We start from the raw sequence: 12710 nt of genomic DNA, 5'->3' as shown, positions 1-12710 counted from the left end.
CCTTACGTGTTGATCTAAAGTAGCTTTTTTAGAGTTTTTTACTTAAAAGCGTTCTATTACCACCTGATGCGGTCGTGTTCCGGGTAATGGTTTTTTCACATACGAAACGTTTTAAGTAGTTTGGCCCTCCTGCTTTAGGACCTGTTCCTGATAGCCCCATTCCGCCAAAGGGCTGGCTGCCAACGATAGCCCCTATTTGATCACGATTAATATAGATATTGCCGACTAGGGCTTGTGTGGTTATTTGCTCTATAAACAGATCGTTTCTGGAATGAACACCGAGCGTCAGACCAAATCCGCTACGATTAATGTCATAAATAACCCGTTCCAAGTTATGTTTTTGGTAGCGGATAATGTGCAGAATTGGGCCGAAAATTTCTCCCGTTAGTTCGTCCATGGAGTTTAGTCGGATAAGGGCAGGTGGCACAAAACAGCCTTGGTTGTGTTGGTCTGAAAGCTCTAGTTCAAACAATAATTTATCTTGTAAACGGCAACGCTCAATATGTTCATAGAGCCTGTGCATGGCATTTTGATTTATGACTGGACCTAGGTCAGTTGCCAACTGTTCGGGGTTGCCAATTTTTAGGGTTTGCATGGCCCCGATCAGCTTTTTCTCGATTACTTCGGCAATATCTTCCTGTACGTACAGAACGCGCAATGCTGAGCATCTTTGCCCTGCACTGTTAAAAGCAGAGTGAATGGCATCTAACACTACCTGTTCAACCAGAGCGCTACTATCAACGATCATGGCATTTAAGCCACCAGTTTCTGCAACAAATGGGATAATAGAGCCATCATGGCGATTGGCTAATTGTTTGTTAATTGTGCTAGCTGCTTGAGTTGATCCTGTGAATGTAACACCGGCAATACGTGAATCAGTTAACAAAGCTTTAGAATGTTCGCCGCCAGCATAAGGTATCAATTGTAAACAATATTCCGGTAAGCCTGCTGCGTACCATAGTTCGGTGGCTTTAAATGCCGTTAATCCGCTACTTGATGAAGGTTTGGCTAGTACAGTATTACCACAAACGAGTGCTGCTGCGATCTGGCCGGTAAAAATGGCTAATGGGAAATTCCAAGGGCTAATGCAAAGGAACACTCCATGCCCTTGATAGTGAAGCGTGTTTTCTTCTCCTGTAATGGATGGCAGTTGCTCAGGTAGTAGTTGTTTTTCAGCAAGCGCAGCGTAGTAGAAACAAAAGTCGATAGCCTCCCTGACTTCGGCTAAAGCGTCCTGTAGAGTTTTGCCAGTTTCTAAAATGCAGAGGGAAACCAACTCAGCTTTGTTTTGTTCGAGTAAACGCGCGTAATTCAATAAGATTTTGCAGCGCGCGGAGATATCTTGGTCTCGCCATTCAGGAAAGAACTGCTCTGCTATGCTGATCGCTTGTTTGATCTGTGTCTTATCTGCAGTGCTTTGATAGCCAACAATTTTATCTAAACGATAATTAGCATGGACTGGTTGTAAATTAAGGCCATCAGTCACCTCGCCGGCAATGATCGGTTGGCAGTACCATTTTTTTTGTCCGTAATATTCAATAATGCTACGCCATTGTTGCCAACAATCTAAGCTCCCTAAAGGGTCACCTGCAGAATTTTCTCTTTGTTGTTCGAATACTTGGTTTGGAAGAGGTAACTCGTAAGAGGTGCGCTGCATTCTTTCTAGAGGTGTTTCGACTATCTCATCGATGCTGACATGAGGATCGTATAACTGGAAAACAAATGAAGAATTTGCACCATTTTCCAGTAAACGTCTAACTAGGTAGGGCAAGAGGTTATTCTGGTTGCCAACAGGGGCATAAATCCTACAGCTATGATCCGTTTCTGATAGAACTTGTTGATAGAGAGGATCGGCCATGCCATGTAAGCGCTGAAATTCGAATGCCTTATCTGTAGGGATCTTTAATAGCTGAGCAATGGTAAGTGCATTATGAGTCGCAAACTGCGGACTTAATAATCCTGATTGTTGGGATAAAAGAAACTTAGCGCAGGTCAGGTAGGATAGATCCGTTGCGGCTTTGTGGGTGAACACCGGGTAGCTCGTAAGGCCATTTTGTTGGCTGCGTTTTATTTCGCTGTCCCAATAAGCACCTTTAACTAATCTGATGGGGATCGGCGTTTCACAATCTGCAGCGACGAGTGAAAGCCATCTAAGTGTCGGTAAAGCACGTTTGCTATAGGCCTGAACAGCTAAACCTAGCTTACCCCAACCAAGGCACAGCTCGCTTCGTAGTAGTTGTTCGAAAATTAACAAGGTTATTTCTAAACGTTCAGATTCCTCTGCATCAATGGTTATGGCTATATCAAGGTTGCGAGCGGCGACAAGTAGCTGAAATAACCGATGCATCAATTGCTTTTGAAGTTGATCAAATTGACTGTTTTCAAGGCGAGGGTGCAAGGCGGAGAGTTTGATTGAGATGCTGGTATTGTCATTTGGATTTTGCTGACCTGCTGCCTGAATGGCTTCTAGGTAAGCTGCAAAATAGGTTTGAGCATCCTGATCACAAACAGCAGCTTCGCCCAACATGTCGAATGAGAATAAAGTGTTTTGATTGTAATCACATCGAAGCTCTAGGGCAGTATTTATATCTTCTGCAAATACAAATTGCTTACCTATTTGGGATACTGCATAGGCAAGCGCCTGGTGTACTACAGTGTTACCTAAGCGTTGCCATACATCGTTTAAAAGACTATCTGCAGACTGTTCTTGGCTTATAAGCTTTTGACTTAGTGCAACGCCCCAAAAGGTGCTGTTTTCAAGGAAAGTGGAATGTGCTTTAAAGAGTTTCTCGGGGTCGAGCGCAAGTGAATCCAATTTATCGAAAATAAGTGCTTGAGCAGTCTCTGTGTCGGGTATTCGCAACAGTGCTTCAGCTAGGGCAAGTAAGGCCACCCCTTCATCACTTTCTAATCCGAACTCTGACATGAGCCTGTTTACAGAAAACAGTGGGTTATCTAGATTACGAATTGTGTTGGCCCAATCTGTTGCTTTGGACTTAGCTTTAGAAGAATTCGGTGTGACTTCCAGCAGTTGATCGCAGAGAGATTTTTCATCATGACAGTAATAGTCGGTGATAGTACGCCATAAAACATCTTGGTCGGCGGGGGATATCTCTGCAGATAAAAGCTGGCTTACTGGTAGCATCTAATAAATCCATTTTTTAAGACAGTGTAGTCGATCATCTGTGTAGGCGGAGGGATTATCAAGAAAGATCTTAGTGATCGGGCAAATATCCCGGAAATACTTGAAAACCAAATAGTTACTGGTTGTTATTTGTATGAGATTTTAGCTGTTGTTTATGGGGATGTGCTCCCTTTAACGTTTATAAGAGGTATTTTGATGATTCTCATACATACTTAGTGAAACTGGGTGAAGGAGGTAGTTGGATGGGAATAATTCATATCTTGCTGTTGGTATTATCTGCCTTATTAGCTATCGCTCTCATCAAACCTATAGCTTCTCTTATTAAATTACCCTTTGCTTTATTGTTGGTTGTGTTTGGATTCATAGGATCTGAGTTGATAACAACTTTAGGCTTGGATACCGGGTTACGTTGGGAACAATTTCACTATTTGGTCCTTTATCTTCTGCTACCTGCTTTGATTTTCGAATCCACTTTGCGTATCAATATTAAAAGCTTATTGAAGAATTTTGCTGCTATTTTACTGTTATCGATCCCTTTAATGCTCTTAGCTTCAATGATTAGTGCTGGGCTTCTTTACTGGGGAGTTGGTTACCCTGCCTATTTTACTTTTATTACGGCGCTACTGACGGGGGCGATATTGTCAGCTACAGATCCAGCAGCCGTTATTAGTTTGTTAAAGCAAGTAGGCGCTTCTGATCGCCTAGTGATTCTTCTAGAGGGCGAAAGCTTATTTAACGATGCACTAGCTATTTTATTATTTAGTATGTTAAGTAGTTTGCTGCTCATACCGGGTAGCGAGCTTAGCTTTACTTATTCGCTTGGGGAATTCTTTAAAATTTTTCTGGGTGGCCTTGTCGTAGGTGCAGGAACACTGCTGATCTTCGGAGGTCTGTTTTTAATAATTAGCAATCAATTCAGTCGAATCATATTAACAATATGTGCAGCTTACGGTGGTTATCTGATCGCTGAGTACTTTTTACATCTGTCAGGCGTAATGAGCCTTTTAGTAACAGGCCTCGGATTTGGCGAGTTGGTTCGTAAAAAGGGGGCTAAAACTGAAACTCAGTTTTTATTCTCTTTCTGGGAATTTAATAATCAGCTTGCAAGTGCCCTAATTTTTGTACTTTTAGGCGTTACGATTACTTGGGGGATGTTTGAGCAGCAATGGCTAGCTATGTTGATCGGTATTGGAGCGGTTCTGTCAGCAAGAGCTATAGGGTTATTGTTTACAGTGCCAGCTATAAATCTATTGCCTCAGATGGAAATAGATTGGCGTGATCAGTTGATTTTATATTGGGGAGGTATGCGAGGTGCTGTTGCTATTGCATTAGCTTTATCCCTGCCTCTTGAAATTGATGCTTGGTTTACTATTCAATCTATAGCATACGGTGTTGTTCTGTTTTCGTTAGGTATACAGGCGACTACGACACCTTTACTCATAAATAAGTTAAATAAAAGGACGTAAAAATGCGTTGTCATGAGGTTGATTACGAAATTATTGGTGAATCACTTCAAATCGTTGAGGTGGAGTTGGATCCGGGTGAAAAAGTGATTGCCGAAGCCGGTATGATGAATTACATGGAAGAGGGGATTAACTTTGAAACAAAAATGGGAGATGGTTCCGAGCCTGATCAAGGCTTAATGGGCAAGCTCTTTTCTGCGGGTAAACGCATGGTTATGGGTGAATCCGTTTTTATGACTCATTTTGGCAACGAAGGAAACGGCAAAAAGCGCGTTGCTTTTGCTGCACCTTATCCAGGTAGCATAGTGCCTCTGAATTTGGCCGATTATGGTGAGAAGGTAATCTGCCAGAAAGATGCTTTTTTATGTGCTGCCTTAGGGACCAAAGTCGAAATCGCATTTTCTAAGAAAATTGGTGTAGGTTTCTTTGGTGGTGAAGGTTTTATCCTGCAAAGGCTCGAAGGCGATGGTATGGCGTTTGTACAGGCGGGTGGCACGGTTGTGCGTAAAGAATTGAACAATGAAACTCTAAGGGTCGATACGGGTTGCCTAGTCGGTTTTACCGAAGGTATTGAATACGATATTGAAATGGTCAAAGGTTTGAAATCAATGATCTTTGGCGGTGAGGGGCTCTGGCTTGCCACGCTAAAAGGGACAGGTAGTGTTTGGGTTCAAAGCCTACCGTTCTCGCGCCTTGCTGATCGCTTAATTGCATCAGCACCGTCGTCTGGTGGAAGTGATAAAGGTGAAGGTTCAGTGCTTGGTGGTATCGGCCGAATGTTAGACGGAGATTAAAAGCTTATTACACAATAGGATAATTCCCTTTGTGATCTATGGTTTTCGCCTGTAATGACTATGACAATGGATGTAAAAATAGGTATATTTAGAGGCTTGTTTTTACCCATCTCAAGTCGTTACAGGTGTTATCTTGAGAAATAAACTGGTTATAACCCTGACTACTGTCTACGGTTCTCGCCAATACACGTTTAACCAAGTAGCAAAGTACATTTTGTTGGCATTTTTGATTTTGTCAGCAATCAGCTTTTTTGTTTCTAATGCTCTGCTGGTGGTTAAAACCGACGACCTGTCTGATCTTGAAGAAGATCATCAGGAACTCAGCGAAAACTATGAACTGATGGTTGGGTCGCAGCAACTTTACATAGAAGAATTAAAAGAGCTCAGCTTATCGCTGAGTTCTTTAAAAGACGAACGTGACAAGCTGGAAGAGGAGAATCTTCGTATTGGCGAATTGAACTCCTCTTTGGACAATTCTCTGTATGGTTTAGAGAATTTGTTGGGCTTGGAATCAGCGGATAAGATTGATCCTTACAGAGCCGAGCAGCTAACAATCGAGGCTAATAAGCGTTTGTTCTTTTTACACAGTATTCCGAACGGCGTACCTATTCAGGCAATCCGAATCACGGATAAGTTTGGCTCGCGCTTTCACCCCGTTAGAAAAAAGCGGGTAATGCATCATGGAATAGATTTTAAAGCGAAAAGAGGCACGCCTGTCTATGCAACTGCAGACGGTATAGTTGAATTCGCTGCTTACAATAAATCCTTTGGTAAGCTGATTAAGCTTCAGCATAACTTTGGATTTAAAACGTACTTTGCGCATCTGGACGCAATAAAAGTAAAAACTGGAGAATTTGTCAGTAAGGGACAGCTGATAGGATTAAGTGGTAATACGGGTATGTCTACAGGGCCGCATCTTCATTATGAGATACGCCATATGTATACAGCAATAAACCCCGAGCCTTTCCTCTCCTGGGACATAACAAATTTTGACTCTTTGTTTACAAAGGTTAAGGGAGTTAAATGGGCATCCTTAAAAGAAATGTATCCACTAAACCAGCACAGTCAGCCATTACAATAATCGCTGAAGGCAATAAGTTTTGTGGTGATATGAGCATCGTTGGCAAAATGCATATCGATGGCATGTTCGAAGGTAATGTAAGTTCTCTAGATAATATATCTATTGGTAAATCAGGTCATGTCCGTGGGCTAATTAAAGCGCGCGGTGTTGATGTATGTGGTCTTCTTGAAGGTGAAGTTATCTGTGATGAACTTCATATAGATTCGGGTGGACAAGTTCGCGCAACAGTCGAAAGCAAACAGATGTCTATTCACCCTGATGGTTGCTTTGTGGGTGAACGCCGAATGAAAGAAACGTCTGCGCTGATGGATGAAAGTAGTAAAATCGAATCGGGCTCTGATGCTATTGATTCACTGCCTGATAAGATTGTTCTGGAAGATAAATCAGAATAAATATCTATAACCTTGTTGTCGTTGATTAAGGATTGTAGCGATGTGTGAATTGTTGGGTATGAGTGCCAATGTACCTACTGATATCTGCTTTTCCTTTGCCGGGCTTATGCAGCGCGGTGGCGGAACAGGGCCTCACAAAGATGGCTGGGGCATCGCTTTCTATGAAGGTAAAGGTGCGCGTTGCTTTCATGATCCTAACCCCAGTGTTGACTCTAAAATTGCTCGTTTGGTCAAAGAGCACCCGATAAAAAGTCATGTGGTAATCAGTCACATTCGGCAGGCAAATGTAGGAAATATTTGCCTTGAAAATACACATCCATTTCAAAGGGAACTTTGGGGCTTTACATGGACATTTGCGCACAATGGCCAGTTGGATAAAGCTCTGTTTGATAAGCCTCTCTCTTTTTATCACCCGGTGGGAACGACTGATAGTGAGTATGCATTCTGTTGGTTATTGGGGGAGATCAGACAAGCATTTCCTCAACGGCCTGAGAAGTTTGAAGAGCTTTCTAAATTCATCAAACAGCGTTGCGAACAGCTAAGAGCGCTAGGTGTATTTAATATGCTCTTAACTGAATCTACCCATTTATTCGCATTTTGCGGCAGTAAACTGTCTTGGTTGACCCGTAAAGCACCTTTCGGCGAAGCAAGCCTGACAGATTGTGAAATGAAAGTGGATTTTGTTAAAGAAACCACCCCGAAAGATATTGTCACCGTAATAGCGACGGTCCCCTTAACAGATAATGAGGATTGGATTGCTCTGGAACCAGGCGATTTGGTGACCTTTGTTGAAGGTATACCGCAATAAAGGACAATTTAGCCTGAGTATAAGGAGCTTTTCAGGTGAGTGTAAAACGAGATTCTCTCGAACAGTTAAAGCTAGATATCCAAAGCGTTGGTAGTGTCACGGAGCTTCTTGATAGTGCATGCCAAAACTTTGCGTATAAAGATGCTTTTACCCATATGGGAGCGACGTTAACTTACGCTGAGCTTGATAGTCTGGCCGAGAAATTAGCGGCATACCTACAAAACTGCACATCTCTGGAACCCGGTGATCGGATTGGTATTCAATTGCCGAATACCTTGCAATACCCAATCGCAGTGCTGGCAGCACTTAGAGTTGGCTTAGTCATCGTTAATACCAATCCGCTTTATACAGCTGCCGAAACGTTGCATCAATTTAAAGATGCTGATGTTAAAGGGGTCATCATTCTTGCTAATAGCGCTCATCTATTAGAAGAGGTGTTACCTCAATCGAATATCCACACCGTATTAGTCACGGAGCTGGGTGATATCCATCCTTTAATGCGCCGATTAATGATCAATTGCTCGGCGAAGTATTTACGTAAAATCGTCCCTAAATATCGATTAAGGGATGCGGTTGGTTTTAGAGAAGCGCTTGCTAAAGGCGCGCATTATACATTAGAAGAAGTGCAGCGGGATGCAGAGCAACCTGTACTGATCCAATACACTGTTGGTACTACGGGTACACCAAAAGGTGCCGTTTTAAGTCATCGAAATTTGATTTCGAATGTGTTGCAGTTGAAGCACCGGTTACCCGATACGTTAAGAGCGGGTGAAGAGATTGCGATCGCACCATTACCGCTTTACCACATCTATGGTTTTTTACTGAATTGTTTAGTCATGCCTGTTTTGGGTGCCCAAGTAGTACTGATTACAAACCCCCGTGATATTCAAGGTTTAGTTAATGAACTAGGTCGATGGGATTTTACGGTATTTTCAGGCATAAACACTTTATTTGTTTCGCTGTGTCGAAATAGTCTGTTCAACCAGTTGGACATGACGCGTTTAAAGCTAACTCTATCTGGAGGTATGGCGCTAACACGTTCGGTTAGCGATGAGTGGGAAAGTGTAACGGGCTGCCAGATTATTCAAGGGTATGGTCTTACTGAAGCTTCTCCTGTTGTGGCAATTGAGGAACCGCATAATTCCCGATACGGATCTGTAGGACGGCCTCTACCGCTGACCGAGGTTCGTATCGTTGGGGAGCAGGGGGAGGATCTCTGTTCTGGCGAAACCGGTGAGCTCTATGTTCGCGGGCCTCAGGTTATGTCAGGTTATTTGCAGGATGATTCTTCGATTCCTGATTCTGAAGGCTGGTTAGCTACGGGTGATATTGCTCGCGTTCTTGATGATGAAACCTTGCGTATTGTTGATCGCAAGAAAGACATTATTAATATTTCAGGCTTTCCGGTTTATCCCAATGAATTAGAAAACACCATATCCAGCCATCCTGATGTTGTAGAGTGTGCTGTAGTTGGATTGCCTGATGAAACATGCGGTGAAGTCATTAAACTTTTTGTTGTGACCTCCAATCGACGTTTATCTGTCAAACAGGTACGTGAATATTGCCGCGAGCGTTTAACTTCCTATAAAGTGCCACGATTAGTTGAGTTTAGAACACACCTTCCCAAATCCAATGTCGGTAAGGTGTTAAGACGTTCGTTGTTAGAAGAAGAATTAAATCGGCTGCAAAAAATGCGTAAGCGAATTTAGTTGATTCATAAGGCTACGCCCGTTTTTTGCTGGCCTACTTAGATGAAGGTGAAGTATGGGATTTGGTTTGAGCGATTCTAGTCTGTTGCGGCCACAGGCTTTTATCAACGGTGAATGGGTAGACGCGAAAAGTGGGGCTGAATATCCAATTATTAATCCTGCTAATGGTGAGGTTATTTCGCATGTTGCAGATGTTGGGCAGTTCGAAGCTAAGAATGCAATTGAGGCTGCTCAAACATCGATGGAATTGTGGAAACTAAAGTCGCCTACTGATCGTTCAAATGTGCTTCAACGCTGGCATGATCTTATTATTGCAAATGCCGGTGACCTAGCCTCGATTTTAACGCTTGAGCAAGGGAAGCCGCTTGCCGAAGCCAAGGGTGAGATACTTTACGGTGCTTCTTATCTGAAATGGTTTGCTGAAGAAGCTAAACGTATCTATGGTGATATTTTACCTTCCGCTCAAGATCGACGTAGTCTTGTTATTAAGCAACCTGTAGGCGTTGTTGCAGCCATAACACCTTGGAATTTCCCTAATGCCATGATCGCACGCAAAGTGGCCCCAGCATTAGCTGCTGGCTGTACAGTCGTGCTCAAGCCTGCTCCTGAAACACCACTATCTGCATTAGCTTTAGCTGAGTTGGCTGTTCGAGCGGGGGTTCCTGCTGGAGTATTCAATGTCTTGCCTTGTCTTAAGGCTGAAGAGGTTGGTGGTGTTTTTACTGCTAGCCCTATAGTAAAAAAACTGACCTTCACCGGATCGACGCCCGTAGGAAAGCTATTACTACGACAGTGCGCAGATACTGTTAAACGTACATCAATGGAATTGGGCGGTAATGCGCCAGTGATTATCTTTAATGATGCTGATATTGATCTAGCTGTTGCTGGAGCGCTAGCTTCTAAATTTAGAAATGCTGGTCAGACCTGTATCTGTGCTAATCGTTTGTTAGTTCAAGAAGGTATATATGATCGTTTCTTGGCTAAATTTACAGAGGCTATTCAAGCATTTTGCTTAGGCGATGGTTTTGATGCAAAGACAACACTCGGCCCTGTGATAACTGAGAAAGCGCTGAACGGCATTGGATCTCTGGTGAAAGGAGCGCTTGGTCAGGGAGCGAGATTAGTGACAGGTGGGAAACCTGTTGAAAGTGATGGCTGGTTTTATGAGCCAACGGTCTTGGCTGACGTGCAAGCTGATATGGATATCTTTAGTGAAGAAATTTTTGGCCCAGTAGCGCCTGTCATTAAATTTAAAACGGATACTGATGCTATTGCCATGGCTAATGACACTTCTTTTGGTCTAGCTTCATATATCTATACGCAAGATATCTCCCGTATTTGGCAGGTATCAGAAGCGCTTGAATATGGGATGGTAGGTGTTAATGAAACGGCTATAAGTTCAGAGTTAATTCCCTTTGGTGGCGTTAAAGAATCAGGTCATGGCCGAGAGGGATCTAAATATGGATTGGATGATTATTTAGAAACAAAATATATCTGTATGGGCGGTTTAAACGCTTAGATTTTGTTTATCCTTATACTTGATAATAAGCTTGAATTATTGACGCCTGAGTAGAGGTCCCAGTGGATAAAAGAGATTGTAAGATTAATTACAAGTGCCCTAAAGCTTGGGATGATCTGGATAAAACTGAGAACCCATTTGTAAGACATTGTAACCAGTGCGAAAAAGATGTTCATTTTTGTGAAGATGTGGATTCGTTAAAAGAAGCAACGGTTGAAGATTTATGCGTTGCTGTTCCGATGAGTGGCCTCGAAGACGGCGTCATGATGGGTGATATCGCTTGGTCTGGCTTTGAGGGTGACCCTTTTCCTCCGCTGCCACCGGAGCCAAAACTTGATGACACTGATTTGTTGGATGGTTGGGTTATCGATGAAAAGCCGCAGTTGCCCGAATTCCCGAAGTCGAAGCCTGAAAAGCCCGATATGGATTCGTGGCTAGATAGTGATCTGGACGATCCTTTATCGGTGGAAGAAAAGCCGAAGTAATTCATGTCTGTAAACAAGTCTCGTCTCGATCGTTTTCTCGCTGCCAATACGCCCTATAACCGTAGAGATGTGAGAATACTCATCGCTCAACAAAAGGTATTGGTGGATGGATTGCCGGCATCGGCTGTCAATCAGGTGGTCGATAGATTTTCTAGAATTGAGTGTGATGGGAAAATTCTTCAGGATAAACGTCCAGTGTACCTGATGTTAAATAAGCCAGTTGGTTATGTCAGCGCGACTAAAGATTCAATCCATCCTACAGTTATTGATCTGCTAGCAGGCGGTTATGATGATGTTCATATTGCCGGACGTTTAGATCTCAATTCCTCGGGTTTATTGCTGTTAACCAATGATGGAGAATGGTCTAGTCAGATTGCTTCTCCGGACACGAAAGTGTCAAAGCGTTACAGAGTAGAACTTGCTAAGCCTTTATCTATAGAGTACATACCTGCTTTTGCGGCGGGGATGTATTTCCCTTTTGAAGGTATAACTACGAAACCAGCAGATCTTGAGATCATAGATACCAATACTGCCTTAGTGACGCTGCAAGAAGGTCGTTATCATCAGATCAAGCGAATGTTTGGGCGGTTTAGAAATCCCGTTGTCGCTTTGGAAAGGCTATCTATTGGCGATTTGTATCTAGATAGATCCTTATCGCCGGGGGAGAGTAGGGAGTTACGAGAGGATGAAGTTGCTCTTTTTACTCAGTCTTAATTTAAGGCTCTATCGCTTCAATTTCTTCTAGTAAAGTCATCAGCTGTTTTAGTTTTTCATGATCATAACGTTCAGAGAATGCTTGATAACGTTCTTCTATAGCTGGTGTCAGGTGCTCAAGTAGATCAACTGATTTGCTTGTAAGGCTAATCAAAATACGACGCTTGTCTTCTTCTGATTTTCTGCGCTGGATGTAGCCCTGTTGCTCTAAGCGTTTGAGAATGCCGGTTAAGCTAGGACTTAAAATACAACAAAACTCAGCAAGAGCCTTTGATTCCAGTTCTTGGTGGGATTTGATCGTTTGTAAGACCCGCCATTGCTGTTCAGTCAGGGAGTTCTCTTGTAATAAGGGTCTAACAAATGACAGCGTAGCTTCACGAGCTTTCAGCAATTGTAGTGGCAGAGAATCTTCTAATGTGCGCATGTGAATGATCTTTCAAAAATATTGTGCGCATTGTCGGGATTCGGGAACTAATGTGCAAGTCTTAACCGAATATTTCCTCCTAATGTATAAGGTTTTTGTGGTCTGTGTTACATATTGGGGCATTAATTTATAAATTATTCAGACTTAAGGGGTATTTAACGTATTCATTTTCTATT

11 protein-coding genes are annotated in these 12710 nt (G+C 42.7%); 9 read left to right on the top strand and 2 right to left on the bottom strand.

Annotated features, from left to right (window positions below; translation table 11 throughout):
• Positions 1-28 precede the first annotated feature (28 nt).
• Positions 29-3145: a bifunctional proline dehydrogenase/L-glutamate gamma-semialdehyde dehydrogenase PutA gene (gene putA / locus ACMXYV_RS11345; protein ID WP_415888606.1), complete on the bottom strand. Its 3117-nt coding sequence runs from the start codon at positions 3143-3145 to the stop codon at positions 29-31.
• Between the two features lie 242 nt (positions 3146-3387).
• On the opposite strand from putA, the gene ACMXYV_RS11340 reads away from it, so the two are divergent.
• The 9 genes from ACMXYV_RS11340 (at position 3388) to ACMXYV_RS11300 (ending at position 12110) form a co-directional block, all read left to right on the top strand.
• Entirely contained in the window at positions 3388-4611 is a 1224-nt protein-coding gene (locus ACMXYV_RS11340) for a cation:proton antiporter (RefSeq protein WP_415888605.1), read from the top strand.
• A gap of 2 nt (positions 4612-4613) precedes the next feature.
• Positions 4614-5402, top strand: coding sequence for a TIGR00266 family protein (locus tag ACMXYV_RS11335; protein WP_415888604.1), 789 nt, complete (start codon positions 4614-4616; stop codon positions 5400-5402).
• 133 nt (positions 5403-5535) lie between these two features.
• On the top strand, positions 5536-6483 hold the full coding sequence (locus ACMXYV_RS11330; RefSeq protein ID WP_415888603.1) for a M23 family metallopeptidase: 948 nt from the start codon (positions 5536-5538) through the stop codon (positions 6481-6483).
• The gene (locus ACMXYV_RS11325; RefSeq protein WP_415888602.1) at positions 6426-6875 is read left to right on the top strand and encodes a bactofilin family protein; all 450 of its coding nucleotides are present in this window, start codon (positions 6426-6428) and stop codon (positions 6873-6875) included. The genes ACMXYV_RS11330 and ACMXYV_RS11325 overlap by 58 nt, the downstream gene beginning before the upstream one ends.
• 40 nt (positions 6876-6915) lie before the next feature.
• Positions 6916-7683 carry a class II glutamine amidotransferase gene (locus ACMXYV_RS11320; protein ID WP_415888601.1) on the top strand — a complete coding sequence of 256 codons (768 nt, stop codon included), beginning with the start codon at positions 6916-6918 and terminating at the stop codon, positions 7681-7683.
• 35 nt (positions 7684-7718) lie between these two features.
• Positions 7719-9392 carry an AMP-binding protein gene (locus tag ACMXYV_RS11315; protein WP_415888600.1) on the top strand — a complete coding sequence of 558 codons (1674 nt, stop codon included), beginning with the start codon at positions 7719-7721 and terminating at the stop codon, positions 9390-9392.
• A 55-nt stretch (positions 9393-9447) separates the two neighbouring features.
• Entirely contained in the window at positions 9448-10911 is a 1464-nt protein-coding gene (locus tag ACMXYV_RS11310) for an NAD-dependent succinate-semialdehyde dehydrogenase (RefSeq protein ID WP_415888599.1), read from the top strand.
• A gap of 62 nt (positions 10912-10973) precedes the next feature.
• On the top strand, positions 10974-11396 hold the full coding sequence (locus tag ACMXYV_RS11305; RefSeq protein ID WP_415888598.1) for a hypothetical protein: 423 nt from the start codon (positions 10974-10976) through the stop codon (positions 11394-11396).
• 3 nt (positions 11397-11399) lie between these two features.
• Positions 11400-12110: a pseudouridine synthase gene (locus ACMXYV_RS11300; protein WP_415888597.1), complete on the top strand. Its 711-nt coding sequence runs from the start codon at positions 11400-11402 to the stop codon at positions 12108-12110.
• Position 12111: 1 nt separating this feature from the next.
• Here the strand turns inward: ACMXYV_RS11300 and hpaR are convergent, their stop codons facing one another.
• Positions 12112-12534 (bottom strand): homoprotocatechuate degradation operon regulator HpaR, encoded by a 423-nt coding sequence (gene hpaR / locus ACMXYV_RS11295; protein WP_415888596.1) that lies wholly within the window; start codon positions 12532-12534, stop codon positions 12112-12114.
• Positions 12535-12710 lie beyond the last annotated feature (176 nt).

The sequence above is a fragment of the Neptuniibacter sp. SY11_33 genome (genome assembly GCF_047778025.1).
Lineage (GTDB): Bacteria > Pseudomonadota > Gammaproteobacteria > Pseudomonadales > Balneatricaceae > Neptuniibacter.
The sequence above is the reverse complement of the archived record's forward strand: the minus strand, read 5'-3'. Positions and strand labels throughout refer to the sequence as shown.